At 69.0% G+C, this 22,222-nt stretch carries 25 protein-coding genes; 10 read left to right on the top strand and 15 right to left on the bottom strand.

Annotation, left to right across the window (positions count from 1 at the left end):
• Positions 1-8: 8 nt before the first annotated feature.
• From ACFTWF_RS00795 to rimP, 3 genes are read right to left on the bottom strand one after another with little or no spacing between them, the layout of a single operon-like run.
• Positions 9-362, bottom strand: a complete 354-nt coding sequence (locus ACFTWF_RS00795) for a YlxR family protein (protein ID WP_378459409.1) — start codon at positions 360-362, stop codon at positions 9-11.
• A 44-nt stretch (positions 363-406) separates the two neighbouring features.
• Complete coding sequence (gene nusA, locus ACFTWF_RS00790) at positions 407-1,438, bottom strand: transcription termination factor NusA (RefSeq protein WP_378459408.1); 1,032 nt, start codon at positions 1,436-1,438, stop codon at positions 407-409.
• On the bottom strand, positions 1,435-2,007 hold the full coding sequence (gene rimP, locus ACFTWF_RS00785; protein WP_378459407.1) for a ribosome maturation factor RimP: 573 nt from the start codon (positions 2,005-2,007) through the stop codon (positions 1,435-1,437). Before rimP ends, nusA begins: the two co-directional genes overlap by 4 nt.
• Before the next feature lie 188 nt (positions 2,008-2,195).
• On the opposite strand from rimP, the gene ACFTWF_RS00780 reads away from it, so the two are divergent.
• The 4 genes from ACFTWF_RS00780 (at position 2,196) to ACFTWF_RS00765 (ending at position 4,574) form a co-directional block, all read left to right on the top strand.
• A complete protein-coding gene (locus tag ACFTWF_RS00780) occupies positions 2,196-2,723 on the top strand; it encodes a hypothetical protein (RefSeq protein ID WP_378459406.1) in 528 nt (175 codons plus the stop codon).
• Positions 2,720-3,163 (top strand): ferritin-like domain-containing protein, encoded by a 444-nt coding sequence (locus ACFTWF_RS00775; RefSeq protein WP_378459405.1) that lies wholly within the window; start codon positions 2,720-2,722, stop codon positions 3,161-3,163. The genes ACFTWF_RS00780 and ACFTWF_RS00775 overlap by 4 nt, the downstream gene beginning before the upstream one ends.
• 101 nt (positions 3,164-3,264) lie before the next feature.
• Positions 3,265-3,750, top strand: a complete 486-nt coding sequence (locus ACFTWF_RS00770) for a nuclear transport factor 2 family protein (RefSeq protein WP_378459404.1) — start codon at positions 3,265-3,267, stop codon at positions 3,748-3,750.
• On the top strand, positions 3,747-4,574 hold the full coding sequence (locus ACFTWF_RS00765; RefSeq protein ID WP_378459403.1) for an SDR family NAD(P)-dependent oxidoreductase: 828 nt from the start codon (positions 3,747-3,749) through the stop codon (positions 4,572-4,574). Before ACFTWF_RS00770 ends, ACFTWF_RS00765 begins: the two co-directional genes overlap by 4 nt.
• 15 nt (positions 4,575-4,589) lie before the next feature.
• Here the strand turns inward: ACFTWF_RS00765 and ACFTWF_RS00760 are convergent, their stop codons facing one another.
• Positions 4,590-5,438: an ABC transporter permease subunit gene (locus ACFTWF_RS00760; RefSeq protein WP_378459402.1), complete on the bottom strand. Its 849-nt coding sequence runs from the start codon at positions 5,436-5,438 to the stop codon at positions 4,590-4,592.
• Positions 5,435-6,364, bottom strand: a complete 930-nt coding sequence (locus ACFTWF_RS00755; protein ID WP_378459401.1) for an ABC transporter ATP-binding protein — start codon at positions 6,362-6,364, stop codon at positions 5,435-5,437. The genes ACFTWF_RS00760 and ACFTWF_RS00755 overlap by 4 nt, the downstream gene beginning before the upstream one ends.
• Positions 6,365-6,473: 109 nt before the next feature.
• On the opposite strand from ACFTWF_RS00755, the gene ACFTWF_RS00750 reads away from it, so the two are divergent.
• From ACFTWF_RS00750 to ACFTWF_RS00740, 3 genes are all read left to right on the top strand, one after another.
• Positions 6,474-7,655 (top strand): sensor histidine kinase, encoded by a 1,182-nt coding sequence (locus ACFTWF_RS00750; protein ID WP_378459400.1) that lies wholly within the window; start codon positions 6,474-6,476, stop codon positions 7,653-7,655.
• A complete protein-coding gene (locus ACFTWF_RS00745) occupies positions 7,652-8,320 on the top strand; it encodes a response regulator (protein ID WP_378459399.1) in 669 nt (222 codons plus the stop codon). Before ACFTWF_RS00750 ends, ACFTWF_RS00745 begins: the two co-directional genes overlap by 4 nt.
• A gap of 77 nt (positions 8,321-8,397) precedes the next feature.
• Complete coding sequence (locus tag ACFTWF_RS00740; RefSeq protein WP_378459398.1) at positions 8,398-9,210, top strand: LLM class flavin-dependent oxidoreductase; 813 nt, start codon at positions 8,398-8,400, stop codon at positions 9,208-9,210.
• Positions 9,211-9,236: 26 nt separating this feature from the next.
• On the opposite strand, the gene ACFTWF_RS00735 is transcribed toward ACFTWF_RS00740, so the two are convergent.
• Positions 9,237-10,679, bottom strand: a complete 1,443-nt coding sequence (locus tag ACFTWF_RS00735; protein ID WP_378459397.1) for a DHA2 family efflux MFS transporter permease subunit — start codon at positions 10,677-10,679, stop codon at positions 9,237-9,239.
• Between the two features lie 109 nt (positions 10,680-10,788).
• Between ACFTWF_RS00735 and ACFTWF_RS00730 the strand changes: the two genes are divergently transcribed.
• Together ACFTWF_RS00730 and ACFTWF_RS00725 are read left to right on the top strand one after the other, a co-directional pair.
• Entirely contained in the window at positions 10,789-11,388 is a 600-nt protein-coding gene (locus tag ACFTWF_RS00730; RefSeq protein WP_378459396.1) for a TetR/AcrR family transcriptional regulator, read from the top strand.
• Positions 11,389-11,445: 57 nt separating this feature from the next.
• Positions 11,446-12,093 (top strand): FHA domain-containing protein, encoded by a 648-nt coding sequence (locus ACFTWF_RS00725; RefSeq protein ID WP_185729246.1) that lies wholly within the window; start codon positions 11,446-11,448, stop codon positions 12,091-12,093.
• On the opposite strand, the gene ACFTWF_RS00720 is transcribed toward ACFTWF_RS00725, so the two are convergent.
• From ACFTWF_RS00720 to ACFTWF_RS00700, 5 genes are all read right to left on the bottom strand, one after another.
• Positions 12,094-13,056: an alpha/beta fold hydrolase gene (locus tag ACFTWF_RS00720; RefSeq protein ID WP_378459395.1), complete on the bottom strand. Its 963-nt coding sequence runs from the start codon at positions 13,054-13,056 to the stop codon at positions 12,094-12,096.
• Between the two features lie 264 nt (positions 13,057-13,320).
• Entirely contained in the window at positions 13,321-13,626 is a 306-nt protein-coding gene (locus ACFTWF_RS00715; RefSeq protein WP_378459394.1) for a hypothetical protein, read from the bottom strand.
• A 126-nt stretch (positions 13,627-13,752) separates the two neighbouring features.
• Positions 13,753-14,166, bottom strand: a complete 414-nt coding sequence (locus ACFTWF_RS00710; RefSeq protein ID WP_378459393.1) for a hypothetical protein — start codon at positions 14,164-14,166, stop codon at positions 13,753-13,755.
• A 136-nt stretch (positions 14,167-14,302) separates the two neighbouring features.
• Positions 14,303-16,033: an acyl-CoA dehydrogenase family protein gene (locus ACFTWF_RS00705; protein WP_378459392.1), complete on the bottom strand. Its 1,731-nt coding sequence runs from the start codon at positions 16,031-16,033 to the stop codon at positions 14,303-14,305.
• Between the two features lie 68 nt (positions 16,034-16,101).
• Positions 16,102-17,847: a proline--tRNA ligase gene (locus ACFTWF_RS00700; RefSeq protein ID WP_378459391.1), complete on the bottom strand. Its 1,746-nt coding sequence runs from the start codon at positions 17,845-17,847 to the stop codon at positions 16,102-16,104.
• Positions 17,848-17,903: 56 nt separating this feature from the next.
• On the opposite strand from ACFTWF_RS00700, the gene yaaA reads away from it, so the two are divergent.
• On the top strand, positions 17,904-18,647 hold the full coding sequence (yaaA, locus tag ACFTWF_RS00695) for a peroxide stress protein YaaA (RefSeq protein WP_378459390.1): 744 nt from the start codon (positions 17,904-17,906) through the stop codon (positions 18,645-18,647).
• Between the two features lie 48 nt (positions 18,648-18,695).
• Here the strand turns inward: yaaA and ACFTWF_RS00690 are convergent, their stop codons facing one another.
• The 4 genes from ACFTWF_RS00690 to ACFTWF_RS00675 are packed head-to-tail and all read right to left on the bottom strand — an operon-like array spanning position 18,696 to position 22,165.
• Complete coding sequence (locus ACFTWF_RS00690) at positions 18,696-19,082, bottom strand: universal stress protein (protein ID WP_378459389.1); 387 nt, start codon at positions 19,080-19,082, stop codon at positions 18,696-18,698.
• Positions 19,079-20,638: a tripartite tricarboxylate transporter permease gene (locus tag ACFTWF_RS00685; RefSeq protein WP_378459388.1), complete on the bottom strand. Its 1,560-nt coding sequence runs from the start codon at positions 20,636-20,638 to the stop codon at positions 19,079-19,081. The genes ACFTWF_RS00690 and ACFTWF_RS00685 overlap by 4 nt, the downstream gene beginning before the upstream one ends.
• A 1-nt stretch (position 20,639) precedes the next feature.
• Positions 20,640-21,179 (bottom strand): tripartite tricarboxylate transporter TctB family protein, encoded by a 540-nt coding sequence (locus tag ACFTWF_RS00680; RefSeq protein ID WP_378459387.1) that lies wholly within the window; start codon positions 21,177-21,179, stop codon positions 20,640-20,642.
• Positions 21,176-22,165 carry a Bug family tripartite tricarboxylate transporter substrate binding protein gene (locus ACFTWF_RS00675; RefSeq protein WP_378459773.1) on the bottom strand — a complete coding sequence of 330 codons (990 nt, stop codon included), beginning with the start codon at positions 22,163-22,165 and terminating at the stop codon, positions 21,176-21,178. Before ACFTWF_RS00675 ends, ACFTWF_RS00680 begins: the two co-directional genes overlap by 4 nt.
• Between the last annotated feature and the right edge of the window lie 57 nt (positions 22,166-22,222).

The following is a 22,222-nucleotide window of genomic DNA, read 5'->3' as shown; positions in this document are numbered from 1 at the left end:
CGGTGTGCTCATGAGTGCTTGTGCCTGTTCTGTTCGAGAGGTACTGCTCTGGGTGGGTGCCCTGCGCGTACCCAGTGGTCGACTTCTGACACGTCGACACTTCCGGACACTCGTAGAGCTCTGCCGAATGCTCGGCGTCTTTCCGCGAGGTTCAGGCAATCCTCGACGGGGTGCAGCCACGCACCTCGTCCGGGAAGCCTGCGCCCCGGGTCCGGAGTGAGAACGTGACCTTGCGGCCCGCACTCGCCCACTACAACCCTGAGCAGATCGACAGCCAGCGCGCGCTCCCTACATCCTATGCACGTTCGCACCGGTGAACCGGTAGGAACGCGCGCGGAATCAGGGTGCTCATGCTGAACCATTGACCACTCTACCGCCGACTCGCCCCGATCTCCGCATTCCCGACTCAACGACTGGTCGCGGCGGGTCCGCCTGCCGACTCGGGGGCCGGAGCGGCGTCGCTGCGGATGTCGATCCGCCACCCGGTCAAGCGCGCTGCAAGGCGGGCATTTTGCCCTTCCTTGCCGATGGCGAGGGACAGCTGGAAGTCGGGGACGACGACGCGTGCAGCCCGGGCCTCCGGGTCCACGACAGTGACGGAGACCACTTTCGACGGCGACAGCGCGTTGCCGACGAACCGGGCGGGGTCGTCGTCGAAGTCGATGATGTCGATCTTCTCGCCGGCGAGCTCACTCATCACGTTGCGCACGCGCTGACCCATCGGCCCGATGCACGCGCCCTTCGCGTTGAGTCCCTGCACCCGCGACTGGACCGCGATCTTCGAGCGGTGACCGGCCTCCCGCGCGACCGCGATGATCTCGACCGAACCGTCCGCGATCTCGGGCACCTCGAGCGCGAACAGCTTGCGCACGAGGTTCGGGTGGGTGCGCGACAGGGTGATCTGTGGTCCGCGCTGCCCGCGGGCCACTCCGACGACATAGCACTTGAGCCGCTCGCCGTGTTCGTAGTTCTCGCCGGGCACCTGCTCCGCCGGCGGGATCAGCCCCTCCGCGCCGCTGGCTTCGCTGCCGATCCGCACCACGACCATTCCGCGCGAGTTCGCCCGGGTGTCGCGCTGGATGACGCCGCCGACGATCTCACCCTCGTGGGTGGAGAACTCGCCGAAGCTCCGCTCGTGCTCGGCGTCACGCAGCCGCTGGAGGATGACCTGCCGGGCGGTGGTCGCGGCGATCCGGCCGAACCCCTCCGGGGTGTCGTCCCACTCCTCGCCGACCATGTTGCCGTCGGAGTCGACGTCGTGCGCCATCACCCGCACGATGCCGCTCTTGGTGTCGACGTCGATCCGTGCGTGCTGCTGATGACCCTCGGTGTGCCGATAGGCGGTGAGCAGTGCCGTCTGGATGGTCGAGATGACCGTTTCGATCGAGATGCCCTTGTCGGCCTCGATGGCGCGCAGCGCCGCGATGTCGATATTCACTTGTCCAACCCCTCTACTACTTCTTCATCTTCCGACGCATCTGCGTCCGCGGGCGCAACGCGCCCCTCGGGAATTCCACCCGCGAGTTCCAGTTCCCTCGGATCCGCTTTCGAGAATTCCACCTGCACAACAGCTTTCTGAATGTCCGCCAGCGCGACGCGGCGAACATCCGGGCCCGTCCGGGAGCCGATCACGACGGCGACCGAATCACCGTCGAGGGCTCCGATCCGGCCCACGACCGTCTCGTGCGCGAGATCGATGCGCGCTTTGCGTCCGCGGGCGCGTCGCCAGTGCCGCTCGTGTGTGAGCGGCCGGTCGATGCCCGGGGACGTGACCTCGAGCGTGTACGGGGACTCCCCGAAATCGGAGACCGAGTCGAACACCTCGGAGATCTCGTGGCTCAGCTTCGCGACCGCGTCGAGTTCGAGTCCGGCGTCGCTGTCCACCATGATCCGGACCGCGCTGTGCCTGCCCGCGAGGGTGACCGCAACGTCCTCCAAGTCGTAGCCCTGGCGTTGCACCAGATCGGAGATGAGCTCCGTCACCCTCTCCTTGGATGGAACCGGCATCGGGGAAGCTCCTCGTTTCAGTTGTCACTCGTCGGTCGGTCAGGTTCTCGTGCTGCGCACGCAGCACCACGAACCCGTCGTGACGGGTTCGAGCATCTAAGAGTAACGCCGATTCGACGCGCCCGTGACCAGCCCCGGTGCTCGATTCCCGGGATCGCCGCCCGACCTGGCACCATGGACCGGTGCTCATGCCCACCGTCTCCCGGCCCCCGACGTCCGGTCCGGCCGTGTCCCGGCGCGCCGCTCTCCGGTTCGCAGCAGCCTCGGCGTTCGGTATCGCGGCCGTCCCCGTCCTGACGGGGTGCGCCGGCGACGGCGACTCCGCCGTCGAGGTCGATTCCCTCGTCGCGCAGTCGCGCCTGGCGCGCCGTGACGCCGCCGGCGCGGCCGCAACGATCGCGCTGCTCCCCGACCGGGCCGCCGCACTCGAACTGGTCCGTGCGCAGCGCACCGCGCACGCCGACGCCCTGGACGCCGAAATGGCCAGGGCTGCAGGAACTTACCCGGACGGAACCACGCCGACCACATCGTCCGCGGCGTCCACGACACCGACCGAACCCGCACCTCCGCCCGGTCTCGATCAACTGCGCGCCGACCTGGCCGAGTCTCAGCGCAGCGCAGCCGATTCGGCGCGCACCCTGACTGCCCACCGGGCGGGTCTGTGCGCGTCGATCAGTGCCGCCTGCGGAACGTATCTGGCGGTGGTGCTGCCGTGACCACTCCGACCGAAGCCGAGGGCCGGAGCCTCGCCGACGCGTTGACCGCCGAACATTCCGCGGTGTTCGCCTACGGCGTGGTCGCAGCCTTCTCCAACCCGGCCCGGGCCACGCAGGTCGCCACGTCGGCGGCCGCCCACCGCGCCCGCCGGGATTCACTCCTGGACACGCTGACGTCGGCGGGCATGGCCGCCCCTGTCGCCGAAGCGGGCTACACGCTGCCGTTTCCGGTCACCGACCCGATCACGGCGGCGCAACTGGCCGCCGAGGTGGAGGCCGACACGGCCGTCGCGTGGCGGGCGGTGGTCGAACACGGCGAGACCGAGGACACGCGCACGCTCGGCGTGACGGCACTGACCGAGGCGGCCGTCCGGGAAGCCACGTGGCGCGCGGCACTCGGAACCGATCCGGTGACCGACCCGTTCCCCGGACAGCCCTGACGACACGCAGGTTCCCGCCCACCGGGATTTTGCACCCGCGCGGATCGTCCGCACCCTAGCGTCGTCCCCGACACCACTGACGGGGACGAGAGGACGGCGGCGTGGACGGAAGTTCGGTGGAGCAGCGGTTGGCGAACCTGGAGCGGATCGGGGCGATCAAGGCGCTCAAGTACCGATACTGGCGAGCGTGCGACGGCAAGGATCCGGACGCATTCCGAGCGTGCTTCGTCTCGTCCGGGGCATCCGTCGACTTCGGCCCACTCGGCCGGTTCGACGACGCCGACCGGCTCACCGACCTCTTCCGGACGATCGCGCTCCACGAGGTGGACGGCAAGCACGTGATCCTTGACATGCACCACGGCTTCCATCCGGACATCGTGCTGCACGGCGACACCGAGGCGTCGGGTAGGTGGACGCTGCAGTTCCGCCAGGTCGACCTGACGAAGGGAACGGAGACGGTGTCGTCCGGCGAATACGACGACACCTATCGCTTCGAGGACGGCGAGTGGCGAATGTCGCGGTGCCACTTCACCACTCGGTGGTCGATCACCCGCCCGCTCACACCGGACACGGTGGTCGCGCAGTGAGCGCCCGGGTCGCTCTCGTCACCGGCGCGAGCCGCGGCGTCGGGAAGGGTGTGGCCACGGCGCTGGGCTCTGCCGGCTGGACCGTCTACGTCACCGGACGCGGGCCGCTGACCGAGGACAGCCCCCTGTCCGTGTCGGCGCGAACGGTGACCGACGCCGGTGGCACCGGCGTCGCCGTGGCCTGCGATCACCGCGACGACGCCGACGTGCGTGCGCTGTTCGCCCGCATCGCCGACGAGCAGGCGGGCCGGCTCGATCTGCTGGTCAACAACGTGTGGGCTGCTCCCAGCGGATTCGGCGGGTTCGACACGCCGTTCTGGGAGCGGCCCCTGGACGACTGGGATTCGTTGATCGGCGTCGGTCTGCGCGCACACTACGTCGCGTCCGTGGAGGCGGCGCGCCTGATGGTGCCGCGAAGGTCCGGGCTGATCGTGAACATCTCGTCGTTCGGGACCCGCGGGCATCTGCATTCGGTGCTGTACGGAATGTCCAAGGCCGGGTTGGACAAGATGGCCAGCGACATGGCGGCGGAACTGGCTCCGCACGACGTGCGCGCGGTCTCGCTGTGGCCGGGGATCGTGCGGACGGAGATGATCGTCGCCAGCGGCCTCGAGACCATCGCCGGATTCCCGGTCGCCGACGCCGAATCCCCCGAGTTCGTCGGCGAGGTGATCCGCGCCCTGACGGCGGACCCCACCCTCGCGGAGCGCAGCGGTCACACGTTCGTGACGGCGGAGCTCGCCGTCGAATACGGCATCACCGACACACAGGGCCGGACCCCGCCGTCGCACCGGGAACCGTTCGGCGGCGGCCCGCTGTTCTGAGCTGCAGCCGCGCGGTCAGTTCACGTCGCACCGGCGGACGAGCCAGACCGTCCCCAGCGCGAACGCGGCGACGTACCCGGCCAGGAGGACCACCGAGGTGCCTCCGCCGAGGATGTGCAGGACGCCGGGGGTGGTGTCGCCGCCGAAGTCGCGGAGAGATCCGGCCAGCGAGCCCGCGGCGGTGCCGGGCAGGACATCCGTCACCACGGACAGGGGGTCGAGGACGGCCGCGACTCCGCGGAGAAGGTTCTCGACCACCAGCACCCACACGAGACCGAGCCCGACCGCCAACGCCGGCCCCCGCGCCAGGGCGCCGACGAGGACACCCGCCGCGGTCCACATCCCGAGGATCAGCAGCCCGGAGACGAGCGCCTTCAGCATCGCCTCCGCGGACGGCAGGCTCGCCGACTCCGATTCGGCCGCGGCGATGACCGAGGCGACCCCGAGATCGACGGCCGCCACCGTGAGGACGAGACCGATCACGACGATCAGCAGCGCGAGGAGGGTTCCGGCGAGTGCGGCCGATCGCGAAGGGCCCTGGGTGAACACGGTCTTCCACGTCCCCCACCCGTAGCCGCTGCCGATGGTGAGGGCGCCGAGGATGAGCATCAGAGCGCCCCCGAACATGGCCATGCCCTGGGTGAACACCTGGGGCACCGCCGACGGCAGCATCTGCGCGAGCAGCACGTCCGGAGGCGCGGACGACGCCATGTCGGTGGTGCCGCCCGTCTTGACGGTGATGTAGCTGAACAGGTAGACGAAGACCAGGTTCAGCACGATCCAGGCGGCGAGCAGCACCCACATCGACGGCCATTTTCGCAGTCGGAGAATCTCGGCTCGGGTACTGGCGATCACGGCATTCACGACATTCTCCTCGCATCGTCGGTCGCGGTGCGGCCACTGTCCGACGTCATCGCGAAGAAGACGTCCTCGAGCGATCGTTCCCGCCGGGACAGTTCGTGCACGTCGATTCCCGCGTCGACGAGAACACGGGCCACCTTCGGTGCCAGATCCGGCGACACCGCGACGGCGAGGGCGTCGCCCACCGTGTCGACGACGGCGCGACCCAGCAATTCCGCGAGTACCGTCGCGGCGCGCTCCTGCGGATCGGCGCGCACCAGCAGGCTGGTACCGCCGCGTAGTTCGGCCATGGTCGACTGCACGATCAACTTTCCGCGCGAGATCACCCCGACGCGATCGCAGATCTCCTGGACCTCGCTGAGCATGTGGCTGGAGAGCATCACGGAATGCCCGGAGTCCGCGAGTTCGACTATCAGTTCCCGCATCTCGGCCATGCCGGCCGGGTCGAGCCCGTTGGTGGGTTCGTCGAGAATCAGCAGATCGGGTTCGCCGAGGAGGGCGGCGGCGACACCGAGCCGCTGCTTCATCCCCAGTGAATAGGTGCGAAAACGGTCCCGTCCCCGATCGCGCAGCCCGACCCGGTGCAGCGCGGACTCCACCGCGTCGTCCGGCAACCGGCGGTACCTGCTCAGCACCCGCAGGTTGTCGCGACCGGACAGGTAGGGGAAGAAGCCGGGTCCTTCGATCAGCACACCGGTGCGCGCCGCGACCGCGCTGTCGCCGGGCGCGCGCCCGAAGAGCGTCGCGGTTCCGGAGGTCGGCCGGACCAGGCCCGTGAGCATGCGCAGGGTGGTGGTCTTGCCTGCACCGTTCGGTCCGAGGAACCCGTACACCTCCCCGGCCCGCACGGTCAGGCTGACCGCACCGACCGCCGTGTGTTCGCCGTAGCGTTTGGTCAGCCTGTCGGTGACCACGATGTCGGAAGTCATGCCTCCAGAGTCGGCTCGGCGCGAGCCGCGCACATCGGTCTGCGCGCGTCTCCTCGGGTACGTGTCGCGGACGATGACAGGTGCGCGGAATCGGGTCTACGTTCGGGTGGTGCGCACTGACCGGAGGGACACGTCGATCGCCCCGCGAGACCTCCTGATCGCTCTGGGCGTCGCGATCGTGCAGGTCGGCGGCAGTGTCGGCGCCAACCACAACCAGCCGTGGGCGGAGCCGCTGGACGCCGCGGGGTTTGCGTTGCTGGTGTGTGGCCCCCTCGCGCTGGTCTTCCGGCGACAGCGTCCTGTTCCGGTCCTGCTGGTCGTCCTGATCGTCACGGTCCTGTACGTCGCGCGGGGTTACGGGTACGGCCCGGTGTTCCTGTCGCTCGTCGTCGCGTTCCTCGGCGCCGCGACGGCCGGGTCGAGGTGGCTCACCTACCCGCTCCTCGCCATCGGCTACGTCCTGATCGTCTTCGCCGTGCCTGCCGTGTCGTCCGCCGAGTCGCCGTCCCTGCCCGCCCTCACCGGCATCGCCGCGTGGCTGCTGGTGCTCCTCGCCGCCGCCGAGATCATCCGGCAGCGGCGCGGGACGCTCGACGCCCGCAGGCAACGCGCCGAGGCGGCGCGGCGCAGCGCCCAGGACGAGCAGCGTCGTCGGGCGAGCGAGGAGCGGCTCGCGATCGCCCGGGAGCTGCACGATGTTCTGGCACACAGCCTTTCGCTGATCAACGTGCAGGCGTCGGTCGCGCTCGAGCTGTGGGACAGCAGACCCGAACAGTCTCAGGAGGCGCTGTCCGCGATCAAGGTCGCCAGCCGCGACGCGATCGGCGACGTTCATGCGCTGCTGGCGTCGCTGCGGGGCGGCGAGGACAGCCCGCCCGTCGCACCCACCGCCGGAATCGGGAATCTGGACGGTGTGGTCGAGCGTGCCCGCGCCGCAGGTCTCACCGTGACGACCGTCGTCGAGGGATCCCCAACGCCGCTGCCGACGGTGGTCGACGTGGCTGCGGCGCGGATCGTCCAGGAGTCGCTGACCAACGTGGCCCGCCATTCCGGGGGCTCGTCGGCCGATGTGACGGTGTCGTACGCGCCCACGTTCGTCCGCGTCCGGATCGACGACGACGGCCGTGGTCCTGCCGGCACGTCGGCCGGTGGCGGCGGAAACGGCATCCCCGGGATGCGGGAACGCGCACGCGCTCTGGGTGGTGAGCTGACCGCCGGAAGCGGGCCGGGCGGCGGCTTCCGGGTGCAGGCGACGCTCCCCTTCGCCGCCGGCACGGCGGGCCGGTCATGACTGTCCGGGTGCTCGTCGCCGACGACCAGGCCCTGGTGCGGGCGGGGTTCGCCGCCCTGCTCGACGCCCAGGACGACATCACCGTGGCCGGTCAGGCCGCGGACGGTGAGGAGGCGGTGAGCCTGACGCGATCTCTGGTCCCCGACGTGGTTCTCATGGACATCCGGATGCCGGTGCTCGACGGGTTGGAGGCGACCCGGCGCATCGCCGCCGATCCCGCGCTGTCCGGCGTGCGGGTGGTGGTGCTCACCACGTTCGAACTGGACGAGTACGTCTTCGAGGCGATGCGCGCGGGGGCGACGGGTTTCCTCGTCAAACACACCGAACCCGCCGAACTGGTGCGGGCGGTCCGCGTGGTGGCGGATGGGGACGCCCTGCTGTCGCCGTCGGTGACCCGGAAGCTGATCGCGGAGTTCGCGACCCACGCCAAACCGCCGCCGCGCACCAGCCGCCTCGACGACCTGACCGAGCGCGAGCGCGAGGTGATGGCCTTGATCGCGGAGGGACTCACCAATGCCGAGATCGGCTCGCGGCTGTTCCTCAGCCCGGCCACCGCCCGCACCCACGTCAGCCGAATTCTGCTGAAACTCGGCGCCCGGGACCGCACGCAACTGGTGGTGCTGGCGTACGAGTGGGGGCTGGTCCGGCCGGGCTGGCAGGAGTGACTACGGCTGCAGACGTACACCGGTCGGCGTCTGCAGCCCGATGCGCCGGCACGGCTCCCCGCGGCACGCTCGAAGTCATGACTACTTCCACGATCTCCGTCGCCGTGGTGGCCACGCCCGCCACGAGCGGCGCCGCCTGGGCCGGCAGCATCCGGCGGATCGAGGACCAGGGCTATTCGGCCGTCCTGGTCCCCGACACGCTGTGGACCGTCTCACCGTTCCCGGCGCTCGCCGCAGCGAGTGCGGTGACCACGACGCTGAGGTTGCGCAGCTGGGTGCTCGCCGCGCCCCTGCGCGGCCGGACCGCGCTCGTCCGCGAGGTGAAAGCCCTGCATGTGCTGTCGGACGGCCGCTTCGAACTCGGGATCGGGGTGGGCCGCCCGGACGCCGAGGCCGAGGCGGAACGACTCGGTTTGCCCTGGCCGTCCGGGGCCGAACGCCGACGCCAGCTCGAGGACGCCGTCCGGGCGGTCCACGAGGAGGTCGACCCGGACCTGCCGGTGGTCGTGGCGGCGAGCGGGCCCCGCATGCTCGCGACGGCCGGGCGAGTGGCGGATCGCATCTCGCCGGCACTGGGGCCGCCGGCCACCGAAAGCGATCTGGCCGATTCCCTTGCGCGCGTTCGTTCTTCGACCGATCGCCCGATTCGACTCACGCAGTCGCTGGTCGGCTTCGGCGAACACCTACCTGCCTGGTACACGCGGTCGGGTTTCGACGCGGCCCGGCTGATCGAGGCGGGCGCCGTGGGATTTCCGGCCGGCGACGCCGACCAGGTCGCGCAGGCGCTGGTCGACCGAAGCCGTCGATACGGGATCGACGAGTTTACCGTTCCCGGCGAACTCGCCGACGCGTTCCTCCCCGTACTGGAACGGGTGCGGGCCTGGACCTGACGGCCCGGGCCCGCACTCCGACAGGGTCACGTCGACGCCAGGACCGCCTTCGACCGTCCCGGCATGAGGGCGGCTGCGACGACCGCGACCGCGACGAATCCGGCGCCCACGTACAGGGCGGGTGCGAGGGCGCCGATGTACCCGGTCGGGGTCAGGCTGCCGCCCGCCCCGAGGAACACCGCGGTCAGGAGCGCGATTCCCAGCGCGACACCGATCTCGCGGAGTGTCGCGTTGGTCGAACTGGCGGTGCCGTGATCGGCCTCGGGCATGTCGGCGAGGACGGCGGTCGCGTTGGGCGCGAACGTCAGTCCCATCCCGGCGCCCGCCATCACGAACGCGGGAATCATGCTGCCGTACGTGGCGCCGGGGACGATGAGGGACGCCATCCAGAGCAGCGACAACCCCTGCAAGACCAGTCCGGCGACGAGGAGTGTCCGGACCCCGAGCCGCGGCGCGAGCAGTCCCGCGATCGGCGCCACCAGCATGGGGGCGGCCGTCCACGGCAGCGTCCGCAGTCCGGCCTCGAACGGGGAGTACCCCATCACGATCTGGAGGTACTGCGACAGGAGGAAGACGGCGCCCATCATTCCGAGGGTGAACGTCAGCCCGATGACGTTGGCCAGGGCGAACTGACGCGACCGGAACAGCCGCAGCGGCATCACGGGGAAGGGTGTGCGCACCTCGCGCACCACGAACGCCGCGAGCAGCACCACCGAGGCGACGAGAGCACCGAGCACCGTGGCGCTGGTCCAGCCGTCGTCGTTGCCGTGCACGATGCCCCAGACTCCGACGAAGACGGCGGCTCCGGCGAGGACGACGCCGAGCGGATCCAGCGGCTGACGCTTCCCCCTCGACTCACCGAGCGCGTAGAGCGCCAACGGGATCGCGACCGCCGCGACGGGAACGTTGATCCAGAACACGGCCTGCCACGACACCCCGTCGACGACCGCGCCGCCGACCACCGGCCCGAGGGCGACACCCAGTCCCGAGACGCCGCCCCAGACCCCGATGGCGAGGGCGCGCTTGGTGAGCGGCACGGCACCGGCGAGCAGGGTGAGGGAGAGCGGCATGATCGCGGCCGCGCCGACGCCCTGGACGGCCCGCGCGGCGATCAGCATCCCGGACGTCGTCGAGAGTGCCGACGCGATGGACGCCAGCGCGAAAAGCATTATTCCCCAGAGGAACACGCGCCGCCGACCGAGCCGGTCGCCCAGCGCGGAGAGGGTGAGCATCAACGTCGCGAAGGCGAGTGTGTAGGCGTTCATGAACCATTGCAGCTGCCCCACCGACGCACCGAGGTCGCGCTGGATCACGGGCAGGGCGCTGGTCATCACCAGGTTGTCGAGTGTGGCCATGAACATCGGTATCGAGGCGGCGACGATCGCCAGCCAGACCGGGACGACCCGGCTGCGTCCTCGCCGCGAGGGCGGCGCCGATTCGTGTTCCAGGCGTTCGGAGAGTGTCGTCATGACGGGTCCTCATATCCGAGTCGTGGGGGCGGGCACGTGCGGGAAGTTTTTGTAAGCATCGGATGATTACTTATTTCGAAGACTAGTAATCGACTGATAACATGTCAACATGGCATCGCCCGTGAAACAGACCCGGATGAGCGCGACCGAGCGTCGCGAACTCGTACTGGCCGCCGCCTCCCGCGCGTTCGCCCGGGACGGATATCACGGCACCAGCACCGACGCCGTCGCACGCGAGGCGGGAGTGTCCCAGCCCTACGTGGTCCGGATGTTCGGTTCGAAGTCGCGACTGTTCGCCGACGTCTTCGACCGGGCGATGCGCCGGATCATGGACGCCTTCGAACCCTGCTTCGACGACGTCGCCGCCGACCCGGAGAACGACGAGGCGTGGCTTCCGCTGGGCATCGCGTACACCCAGCTGCTCGAAGACCGCGATCTCCTGCTCGTCATGATGCACGGGTTCACGTCCGGCGCGAACCCGGAGATCGGCGCCCTGGCGCGCGACTGGATGTCCCGGCTCTACACACAGATCCGGACGCGCACCGGGTGCAGCCCCGAACGGGCCCGCACCTTCATCGCCAACGGAATGCTGCTCAACACCCTGCTCGCCATGCAGGTGCCCGAGCATGCCGGGCAGGATCCGGCGCTCGAGGAACTGGCCGTGTGCGCGTTCGGCAGCACCCTGGACGCGGCGGCAACCGAGAACTGATCGGTGATCGGCGATTTCCGCTCTTGATCTTGCTCATCCGACCGCAGCCGGGGCACGATGGAAGCGTGCGGAAGGGGTGTCGCCGTGGACCGAGCCGTTGAGTCTCGACTGAGCTATTCCGACCGGGAGGGTCACCACCACACCGTGGACCTCTCCCCCACTTCCGCGCGCGTCACGATCGGACGGTCGCCGGGATCCGACCTGCTCCTGACCGAGGACGACGAGGTCTCCCGGCTGCATGCGGTGCTCGAATGCGTCGGATCGCACTGGACCATCCTCGACGACGGACTGTCCCGCAACGGCACCTTCGTCAACGGCGAGCGGCTCGCGGGGCGCCGGCGGCTCCGGCAGGGCGACAGCATCCGGATCGGCGGCACCAAGATCCGGTACCTGGAATTCGGCGGTGCACTCGACGAGGCCACCCGAATGGGCAGCGACATGCCCGACGTCCGATCGCTCACCGACACCCAGCGGGCGGTCCTCACGGCGCTGTGCCGGCCGTACAAGCACGGCGCCGCGTTCGCGAATCCCGCCTCGAATCAGCAGATCGCCCAGGAACTGTTCCTCAGCGTCGATGCGATCAAGACCCACCTTCGTGCGTTGTTCGCGAAGTTCGGCGTCGGCGATCTCCCCCAGAATCAGAAGCGGGTCAGCCTGGCCGAGCGGGCCATGCGCAGCGGCATCATCAACGAGCGCGACCTCTGATCAGCTGGCCGCCATCAGTTCGCGGTCGAGCGCGGCGGTCTCGCCGTGGGCGATCCGCTCGACCAGGCCGATGATGGCGAGGGCGACGTCGGCCGCACGCTCGAGGATCACCGAGTGCCCCGCCCCGTCGACGCTCACGAGCTCCGAAGCGGGGAGTTCCGAGGCCATCGCGACCGAATGCTGGAGCGGGGTGAGCATGTCCACCGAGCCGCACAGGATCAGGGACGGGATGTGAGCCAGCGCGGCGAGGGAATGCCGCTCGTCGAACCCGAGCAGCGATTCGAGGAAACTCGACATGGTCACGACGGACGTGGTGTTGGCCATTGCCGCTACCAGCGCCGCCAGGCGGGGATCGACGGCCCGGTTGCGGGCGCCCGCTGCGCGGGCGATGGCCGTGCAGACGGTGCGACCGACCCGTTTCGATCCGTGCACGACCCGGGGCGCGCGGCGGACCGCGGTGCGGAACAGCGACACCGCGGGGCTGCGCAGGTGACGACCGAGACCGGCCTCGGCGAGGTCGCACGCCGCGGTGGAGATCAGGGCCATGCCCACGATCCGCGAACCGATGGTGTGCGGATTCTGCCGGGTGTACGACAGTGCGGTCATCCCGCCCATCGAGTGCCCGACGAGGACGACCGGGCCGTGCGGCGCGACGGCGTCGAGGACGGACCCGAGATCGCGGCCGAGCTGATCGATCGTGTAGGTGGCGGCGGGCGCCTCCCCCGACTCACCGTGTCCGCGGTGATCGTAGAAGACCATGCGAACGTCGTTGCGCCAGAAGCGGACCAGCTGTTCGCGCAGCGCCCACCAGGACTCCGTACGCAGGCAGTGACCGTGAACGAACACCACCGTGGTGGCGGCGTCGGGCGAGCCGAACTCGCGGACCGCGAGCGGGACCCCGTCGTCGGTCCTGACCGTGAGGCGACGGCCTTCGTGCTCGTGTGCAACCGAAGTGTTCGACATGATGGCCTCCTCGGTTTCTTCGCTCGCGGCCTGTGAAGCGTTACGTTCTTGCACGTCCTCTACTGTGCCGCTCCTCCGCGGCCCCGGACAGGACCCCCAGTGGTGGCCCGTGCACCCTGAGGTGTTGCCGTTCCCACCCCTCGGGTGGGGTGGACGCGGACACACGGAGAGCCCCCTCGACGAGGGGGCCCGTCCCCCGGAATCGGCACCTCGTGAGTACCGATTACGGGGTCTCGCCGCGAAGAAGCGACCGGTCGGGACCGCTCACCCCCAGGGAAGGCCGGGGCCACCTCCTCCACCGAAGTCGTAGCCGCCGACGTTGGCTCCGCCGGGTCCGGCCTTGACGCCGTCCACGGCGATCGGTCCGACGTGAGGGCCGCCGATGTCGACGTTTCCGCCCTGAGCGTTCGGTCCGGGAGCGACGGTGGCGACGGAGGAATCGGACGAGGGGGCATCCGCGCCCGGTGCGGCGGACGCGATACCTGCGCCGGCAGCGAGGACGAAGCATGCTGCCGCGACGGTGGCACCCGTGCGTGTCAGCAGGGTGGAGAATTCGAATGAAGCCGGCATGGGGAAACCTTTCGCAAAGCGGTGGCGCCGGGGAGGCAGGGAGGGCAGTCCGGGTGCCGAGGGGCCGGCACCCGCAGGTGACGGCCCCTCGGCACTGTTCAGTGAGATCGAGCGATCACGACTCGGTCACCAGCAGATGATGAACCCGCAGTTCTGGGTGTTGTCCGTAGTGGTCGTGTCGCCCGCACCCGCGCCTCCGTTGGCGCTGCCGCCGTTGGCGTCACCGGCGTTGCCGCCGTTGGCATCCCCGGCGTTGCCGCCGTTGCCGCCGTTGCCGCCGTTGCCGGCGTTCTGCGGCCCGGTGGTGGTGCCCGGACTGCCGATGACCGGCCCGCCGAGGACGACGTTTCCACCGGCGCCGTTGCCGCCGGCGCCGCCGGCGCCGCCCTGCGAGGTGCCACCGTTACCGCCCTGCGAGGTCCCGCCCGGAGCGGTGCCGCCGTTGCCTCCGGGATCGGCGGAGGCGATTCCCGCTCCCGCGGTGAGCGCGAATCCCGCAATGGCCAGAGCGGAAAGGGTGCGCTTGAGGGTGTGTGCCATGTGTGAATCTCCCTGTGTGGGTGGGGGTTTTGCTTGCCACATAAGAATGCGGTTCCCGCACCCACCGAAACAGGTACCCCAGGGGGAGCAACCGGCACCCCGAGGGATGCCCCCTCCCCACCCTGAAGAACCCTCGCTACGGCCGCATCTCGTACGCGCCGTCGTAGCCTTCCGCCTGCGCCCATACCCGCGCGAATCGCTCGGCGTCGACCACCGGGCGGCGAATCGCGCCGAGCGCCCACTTCTGCTGCGCCTCGGTGGCAGACGATTTGCCGTGCAGCGCAACGGCGTAGCCGGAGAAGTCGCGAATCTGGAAGTCGAAGATCTGATCGATCAGATCACGGTCGATGCCGGCGATCGCGGCCTGCTCGAGGATCAGGTGCCCGTAGACGACGAGAGAGAACAGGTGCCCGAGGTCGAGCAGGAAGTCGAGGTCCTTCTGCTGGTCCGCGTCGGGTGGGGCGGTGGTGAGCAGTTCCCGCAGGGCGGTCGCCTGTTCGTGGAACCGGGCCACGTTGGGGACGTCCGAGTGCGCCTCGTAGGTCGTCGTCCAGTCGTGGAACCGGATCTTGCCCGCACCGCGGGTCGGGCCCTGAGCCCAGAAGAAGGCGTCGTCGGCGGAGTCGAGCCGGGTGCCGATCTCCGGATATTCCGCCGGATTCAGCAGGTAGTTCGGCATGAACTTGAGGATGAGACCGACGTTGACGTGCACCGTGCCCTCGAGCTTCGGTAGGGTGCCGATCAACTGGGCGGCCTCCCGGAAGTAGGTGTTCTTCTCGTACCCCTTCGCCGCGATCACGTCGTGCAGCAACGCGATCACCTTCTCCCCCTCGGAAGTGACCTTCGCCTTCGTCATCGGATTGAACAGCAGGTACCGGCGGTCATCGAGACTCGCGCTGCGGAAGTAGTCGACGGAGCGCGCGCTGAACAACTTCATCGCGATCAGCCGGCTGAAGGCGTCGACGAAGTTCCCCCGCACGTGCGGGAAGTCGGTTACGGGGTTCCCGTACAGAATCCTGTTGTGCGCGTGGGTGATCGCCTCATAGAAGGCGTGTTCGGAGATTCCGATGGAGCCGGTGCACAGGTTGAACTTGCCGACGTTGACCGTGTTCAGCGCCGCCTCGAACGCCGCGACCCCGGTGTGGAGGATGTCCTCCTCCCGCACCGGGTAGTCCTCGAGTCGGAACGTACTGACGTACATCTGGCCGTGCACCACATTGCCCTGCAGGTGGTATGCGGGATGGCGGCTGTCCGCGACGAAGAAGACGTACCCGTCGCTTCCGTCGACGTCGGTGCGCCGACCGAACACCGACACCATGCCCGCCACGTTGCCGTTGCCGATGTAGTACTTGTCACCGGTCGCGGTGAACGCGAGATCCGGGTCGTCCCCGGCCGGCATCAGCAGCATGTCCGTCGAATAGACGTCCGCGCCGTGCTCCTTCTCCGACAGGCCGAAGGCGAGCACCCCGCCGTCGTCCAGGAGCCGCGCGGCGCGTTCCTTCGCCGCGCGGTTCTCGCTCATCCAGACGGGGCCGAGACCCAGGACGGTGACCTGCCACGCGTACCAGTACGCCAGCCCGTAGAACCCGAAGATCTCGCTGAGGGCGGCGTTGCGCGCGGCGTCCCAGCGCTTGTCCGGATCGCCGCCCGCGAGCTCGGCAGGGGTGAGGAACGTGGCGAACAGCTTTTCGCGTCTGACGAACTCGAGGAAGTCGTCGGGCCAGACGGCGGCCAGATCGTCCTCGAGCAGCTGCTTCTTACCCCGCGCCTCGAACCAGTCGATCAGCGCCCGCAGCAGTCTGCGCGTCTCCGGATCGAAATGTTCGGGATCGTAGGAGGTCGGATCGAACAGCAGGAAGTTCGTCACAACAGGCCTTTCGTCCGGACGTGTCAGGCCAAGCTAACAGTCCGGACGAAAGGAATGGGGCGGTTTGATCAGCCCCTGACGGTCTGGACGATCTCGGTCAGCGCCGACTCGGCGGCCACCTCACGGCTCTCGCCGGTGAAGCGGTCACGGACCTCCACCTTGCCCTCGCTCCAGCCTCGGCCGACGACCACGACCAGCGGAACACCGAGCAGTTCGGAGTCCTTGAATTTCACCCCCGGGGACGCCTTGCGATCGTCGAGGATCACCTCGAGTCCGGCCTTGTCGAGCTCGGCGGCGAGACCCTCGGCCCCTTCCCGGGCGGTGTCGTCCTTGTTGGCGATCACCACGTGCACGTCCGCGGGCGACACCTCGGCAGGCCAGCGCAGACCCTTGTCGTCGTGATGCTGCTCCGCGATCACGGCGACGAGACGCGAGACACCGACGCCGTAGGAGCCCATGGTGGGGCGGACGGGTTTGCCGTTCTCGCCGAGCACGTCCACGGAGAACACGTCGGTGTACTTGCGGCCGAGCTGGAAGACGTGCCCGATCTCGATGCCGCGTGCCGCGACGAGCGCCCCGGCTCCGTCGGGCGACGGGTCGCCGTCACGGACCTCGGCGGCCTCGATGGTGCCGTCCGGGGTGAAGTCGCGGCCGGCCACCAGCCCGACGACGTGCTTGCCCGTCTCGTCGGCTCCGGTGATCCAGCTGGTGCCGTCCACGATCCGGGGGTCGACGAGGTAGCGAACTCCGTTGGCTTGCAGCGCCTTCGGTCCGACGTAGCCCTTGACCAGGAACGGATTGGCCGCGAAGTCCGCTTCGGTGAGCAGTTCGAACTCCGCGGGCTCGAGCGAGGCGCCGAGACGCTTGTCGTCCACCTCGCGGTCACCGGGAACACCGATGGCGAGCAGTTCCCACTTCCCACCGGGCTGCCGGGTCTTGACGAGGAGGTTCTTCAGGGTGTCCGCGGCGGTGACGGTCCGGCCCAGGTCGGCGCCGTTCGCCCAGTCGACGAGCGTCGCGATGGTGGGGGTGTCCGGCGTGTCGTACACCTTCGCGGCGGGCAGCCCGTCGAACGGAATGGGTGCGGGAGCCAGCGTCTTCACGGCCTCCACGTTGGCGGCATAGCCGGACTCGAGGCAGCGGACGTAGGTGTCCTCACCGATCTCGCTCTCGGCGAGGAACTCCTCCGAGGCGCTGCCGCCCATCGCACCGGACGTCGCCGACACGATCACGTATTTGACGCCGAGCCGGGCGAAGATCTTCTCGTACGCGTCGCGGTGCGCCTGGTACGACTCGGTGAGACCCTCGTCCGTGAGGTCGAAGGAGTACGAATCCTTCATGATGAACTCGCGGCCACGCAGAATGCCGGCCCGCGGGCGCTCCTCGTCGCGGTACTTGGTCTGCACCTGGTACAGGGTGACCGGGAAATCCTTGTACGAGTTGTACTCACCCTTGACGGTGAGCGCGAACAACTCCTCGTGGGTGGGGCCGAGCAGATAGTCGCCGCCCTTGCGGTCCTTCAGACGGAACAGTCCGTCGCCGTACTCGGTCCACCGGTTGGACGCCTCGTACGGTTCCCGCGGCAGCAGGGCGGGCAGGGAGATCTCCTGCGCGCCGATCGCGTTCATCTCTTCCCGCACCACCCGCTCGACCTCGCGGAGCACCCGCAGACCCAGCGGCAGCCACGAGTAGACGCCGGGCGCGATACGACGCACGTAACCGGCGCGGACCAGCAACTTGTGGCTCGGGACCTCGGCGTCGGCGGGGTCGTCACGCAGAGTGCGGAGGAACAGGTGGGACAGGCGGGTAATCACGGGATACCAGAATAGTCGGCTGGGACCGCGACGGGCGCGTCGGTAGGGTTTCGTGCGTGCTGGTGCTACTTCCCCCTTCCGAAACCAAGTCCGACGGCGGCGCCGACGCGCCCCTCGACCTGGCCGAGCTGTCCATGCCGCAGCTCACCGAAACCCGCGAAATGCTGGTCCAGGCGCTGGTCACGCTGGCCGCGGATGTGGAGGCGTCGCAGGTCGCGCTCGGCCTCGGCCCCACCCAGGCCGACGAGATCGAGCGGAACGCCAAACTGTGGGTCTCCCCCACCCGCCCCGCGCTCGAGCGCTACACCGGCGTGCTGTTCGACGCGCTCGACGCCGGATCGTTCACCAGGGCGCAGAAGTCCAAGGCGCACTCGCGGCTGGCGATGGGGTCCGCACTGTTCGGTGCGGTCCGCGCGGACGATCTGATTCCCGCCTACCGGCTGTCGGGCGGATCGAAGCTCCCCGGGCTCGGCACCCTCCGGGCCTTGTGGAAGCCGGAACTCGGCCGGGCGATCACCGCCGAGGCGGACGGTCTCGTCGTCGACCTGCGGTCGGGGACGTACCAGCAACTCGGACCGATTCCGGACGCCGTGATCGCGACCGTGCTCACCGAGAAGCCGGACGGCACCCGCACCGTCGTCAGCCACTTCAACAAGCATCACAAGGGTCTGCTGGCCCGCGCGCTCACGGTCTCGCGTGCCGAACCGCACGACGTCCGGGGTGTCGCGCGGGTGGCGTCGAAGGCGGGGCTCCGGGTCGAGGTGGCCTCGGAGCGCGAACTGATCATCCTCACCGCCTGACCCGTGAGTACTTGTCAACCGCGGGCGGTTGACAAGTACTCACGAGCCTCAAGCAGGCTTGACGGCCAGCACCGGTTTGCGGCAGGACAGCAGCAGTCGCTGGGCGGTGCTGCCCATCAGCAGCTTCCCGACGGGGGTGCGGTCGCGGATGCCGATGACGAGGAGCTCGGCGTTCGGCGCCGTCATCGCCTCGAGGATCACGTCGACGGTCTCGTCTCCCACGATCTGCCGGACCTCGTGGTCGACCCCGCTCGCCGACAACGTGCCCTCGAGTTCCTGGAGCTGCGCGTTGTCCGCGAACGACTGATCGGCGAGGGAGTCGCCCTTCGACGTGTTGATCACGAGCAGCGACGTCCCGCGCAACCGCGCCTCCGCGACGCCGTGGTCGAGTGCCGCACCCCCGAACTGGTCGGGGGTGTATCCGACGACGATCATGCGTGTGCCTTCTCTCTGCTGTCGGTGGAGTCGCCACCGGCCGGTCCGTCCGGAAAATCGGGCGCCGCGACGGGGTAGTGCGAGCGGACGACCTTGGCGACGAGGGGTGCGATGAGGAGCACTGCGATCACGATATAGACGATGATCGCGACGGGCTCGGTGAACAGGCTGCCCCAGTCGCCGCCGCCGAGTTGCAGGCTCTGCCGCAGCTGCCGTTCGATGCGCGGCCCGAGGATGACGCCGATGATGAGCGGCAGCACCGGCAGGCCGAACCTGCGCATCATCAGACCCATCAGCCCGAACGTCAGCAGCAGCGCGAGGTCGAGCCACTGGAGGTTGACAGCGAATGCGCCCAGTGCGGCGAAGAACAGGATCCCGGCGTAGAGGTAGGGACGCGGGGTGCGGAGCAGCTTCGCCCACAACGGCGCGAGCGGCAGGTTGAGCACCAGCAGCAGGAAGTTGCCGATGAACAGGCTCGCGATCAGCGTCCAGATCAGGAGCGGTTCCTTCTCGAACAGCGTCGGGCCCGGCTGGATTCCGTACGACACGAACGCCGTCAACATGACCGCGGCCGTTGCGTTGGTCGGGAGGCCCAGCGACAGCATCGGCACGAGTGTGCCTGCCGCCGAAGCGTTGTTGGCGGCCTCGGGCCCGGCGACGCCTTCGATGGCGCCCTTGCCGAATTCGTCCTTGTGCTTCGACAGCTTCTTCTCGGTGATGTAGGAGAGGAAGGTGGGCAGTTCGGCGCCGCCTGCGGGAAGCGCACCGAACGGGAACCCGAAGGCGGTGCCCCGCAACCACGGTTTCCACGACCGCTTCCAGTCGCTCCTGCCCATCCACGGCCTGCCGACCGGGATGACCTCGGCCGGTCGGCGCCGGAGGTGCGCGGCCACCCAGAGAGCCTCACCCAGCGCGAACACGGCGACCGCGACGACGACGATGTCGATCCCGTCGGACAGCTGCGGGATGCCGAACGTGGCACGCGGCTGACCGGTGAGGAAGTCGATGCCGACGAGGCCGATCGCGAGACCGAGCAGCAGGGAGATGCAGCCGCGGAGCTTCGAGGTTCCGAGGACCGCCGTGACCGCTACGAGGGCGAGCAGCATGATCGCGAGGTAGGAGGGCGCGCCGAGGGTGACGGCGAAACTCGACACCATCGGTGCGAACAGCACCAGGAGCATCGTGCCGATCGACCCGGCGACGAACGACCCGATCGCGGCGGTTGCCAGGGCCTGCGCGGCCCTGCCGGCCTTCGCCATCTTGTTGCCCTCGATCGCCGTGATCACCGACGAAGATTCGCCCGGCGTGTTCAGCAGGATCGACGTCGTGGATCCGCCGTACATGCCGCCGTAGTAGATGCCGGCGAACATGATGAACGCGGCACTCGGGCTGACGTTGTACGTGACGGGAAGCAACAGGGCCACGGTCATGGCCGGCCCGATACCCGGGAGTACGCCGACGGCCGTGCCCAGCAGGACGCCGATGCACGCGTACAGCAGGTTCATGGGGGTGGCCGCCTGCTCGAATCCTTGCAGCAGCCAGTTCAGATTGTCCATGTCAGAGGATTCCGTCCAGAATGCCTGCGGGCAGCGGGATTCCGAGCCCGACGTAGAACGCGTAGAAGCTGCCGAATCCGAGCACCGCGCCGATCGCGATGTTGCGGATCCAGTGCCGGCTGCCGAGGATCGTGGCGGCACCGGCGAACAGGAACGTTCCGACGATCGCCCAGCCGAGGAAGTCGATCAGGGCGATGGTGGCGACGAACAGGGCGACGAGCAGTCCGACGGTCCGCCAGTCACCCGAGGAATCGAGGTCGACGTCCTCGCCGCCGTCGGCTTCACCGGTCGACCCACGCAGGATCGCGACACCGAGCGCCGCGGCGAAGACCACCAGGGCACCCCCGATGACGAGCGGGAACAGCCGCGGACCCACCGGGTCGACCTTCGCGAAGCCGTCGCTGAGCGACAGCGCGTCGACGATGAGGAACACCCCGACGGCCACCATCACGGCGCAGACGACGAACTGCGCGAGGTCCCTCCGCTTCGGGGCCGGGGCCGTGTCCGCCGCGGCGGCGGACGGTTCGGCGGGCGCGCTCATGTCAGCCCCAATTCGGCCAGGGTGGACGAGACCCGCTCGTCCTGGTCCCGGAGGAACTGCTCGAACTCCGGTCCCGTCATGAAGGCGTCACTCCAACCGTTCTTCACCAGGGCCTCCTTCCATTCCGGTGTGTCGTGCAACTTTTCGAGCGCCTCGACCATGTCCGCCTTGGCACCGTCGGACAGTCCGGGCGGGGCGAGCACACCCCGCCAGTTGGTGAACGTCAGGTCCACGCCGGCCTCGGTGAGGGTCGGCGCGTCGATGCCCTCGACCCGCTCGTTCCCGGAGACGGCGAGCACGCGCACCTGGCCGGCCTCGATCTGGTCGACGTACTCACCGAGTCCCGATGTGCCCGCGGTGATCTTCTGGCCGAGCAGTGCGGTCAGCAGGTCGCCGCCGCCGTCGTACGACACGTAGTTCACCGCGTTCGGGTCCACTCCGACCGCGCGCGCCGTCTCCATCGGGAACAGGTGATCCGGTCCGCCGGGCGACGAACCGCCGCCGATGGTGATCGATGCCGGGTCGGCGCGCCACGCGGCGACGAAGTCGTCGATGGTCCGGAACGGCGAATCCGCGGGCACGAGAATGCCCTCCTGCTCCTCGACCACCTTCGCCAGGGCGGTGGCGTCGGATACCCGCGCGCTGGACCCGTTGGTGTACCCGGCGCCGACGACGCCCAGGCCCATCATCATCATGAGGTCGTCGTTGCCGGCCTCGTTCATCAGCCTGGCCATCGCAACGGTTCCACCTGCGCCGATGACGTTGAATACCTCGACGCGACCGGTGATGCCCTCGTCTTCCATGATCTTCACCGCGGTCCGCGCCGTGAGGTCGTAGCCGCCGCCCGGACTGTTCGGAACCATCATCCGCACCCTGTGCAGACCCTCGTCGTCGCCGCGGGTGACGCCGCAGCCGGCCACGAGGAGACCTACGAGCGCGAGCAGGAGCAGCGCGCGTACGCTGCCCCCGCTACCTGTTCTCGACATCGTTCCCCATTTCGCCATGAATGTGATCTTCGGCAATACTGGACCCGACCGGTGATG

The organism is Rhodococcus sp. NPDC056960 (assembly GCF_042674125.1).
Taxonomy (GTDB): Bacteria; Actinomycetota; Actinomycetes; order Mycobacteriales; family Mycobacteriaceae; genus Rhodococcus_F.
Note: the sequence above shows the minus strand (reverse complement) of the source record. Positions and strands in the feature narration are given on the sequence as shown.

Coding starts and splice junctions, on each gene's coding strand:
- ACFTWF_RS00795 (WP_378459409.1), bottom strand. CDS start 362: ATGGTTCAGCATGAGCACCCTGATTCCGCGCGCGTTCCTACCGGTTCA.
- ACFTWF_RS00745 (WP_378459399.1), top strand. CDS start 7,652: ATGACTGTCCGGGTGCTCGTCGCCGACGACCAGGCCCTGGTGCGGGCG.
- ACFTWF_RS00690 (WP_378459389.1), bottom strand. CDS start 19,082: ATGATCGTCGTCGGATACACCCCCGACCAGTTCGGGGGTGCGGCACTC.
- ACFTWF_RS00680 (WP_378459387.1), bottom strand. CDS start 21,179: ATGAGCGCGCCCGCCGAACCGTCCGCCGCCGCGGCGGACACGGCCCCG.
- ACFTWF_RS00715 (WP_378459394.1), bottom strand. CDS start 13,626: ATGCCGGCTTCATTCGAATTCTCCACCCTGCTGACACGCACGGGTGCC.
- ACFTWF_RS00755 (WP_378459401.1), bottom strand. CDS start 6,364: ATGACTTCCGACATCGTGGTCACCGACAGGCTGACCAAACGCTACGGC.
- ACFTWF_RS00720 (WP_378459395.1), bottom strand. CDS start 13,056: ATGTCGAACACTTCGGTTGCACACGAGCACGAAGGCCGTCGCCTCACG.
- ACFTWF_RS00725 (WP_185729246.1), top strand. CDS start 11,446: ATGGAAGCGTGCGGAAGGGGTGTCGCCGTGGACCGAGCCGTTGAGTCT.
- ACFTWF_RS00735 (WP_378459397.1), bottom strand. CDS start 10,679: ATGACGACACTCTCCGAACGCCTGGAACACGAATCGGCGCCGCCCTCG.
- ACFTWF_RS00780 (WP_378459406.1), top strand. CDS start 2,196: ATGCCCACCGTCTCCCGGCCCCCGACGTCCGGTCCGGCCGTGTCCCGG.
- ACFTWF_RS00730 (WP_378459396.1), top strand. CDS start 10,789: ATGGCATCGCCCGTGAAACAGACCCGGATGAGCGCGACCGAGCGTCGC.
- ACFTWF_RS00675 (WP_378459773.1), bottom strand. CDS start 22,165: ATGTCGAGAACAGGTAGCGGGGGCAGCGTACGCGCGCTGCTCCTGCTC.
- ACFTWF_RS00685 (WP_378459388.1), bottom strand. CDS start 20,638: ATGGACAATCTGAACTGGCTGCTGCAAGGATTCGAGCAGGCGGCCACC.
- ACFTWF_RS00710 (WP_378459393.1), bottom strand. CDS start 14,166: ATGGCACACACCCTCAAGCGCACCCTTTCCGCTCTGGCCATTGCGGGA.
- rimP (WP_378459407.1), bottom strand. CDS start 2,007: ATGCCGGTTCCATCCAAGGAGAGGGTGACGGAGCTCATCTCCGATCTG.
- ACFTWF_RS00740 (WP_378459398.1), top strand. CDS start 8,398: ATGACTACTTCCACGATCTCCGTCGCCGTGGTGGCCACGCCCGCCACG.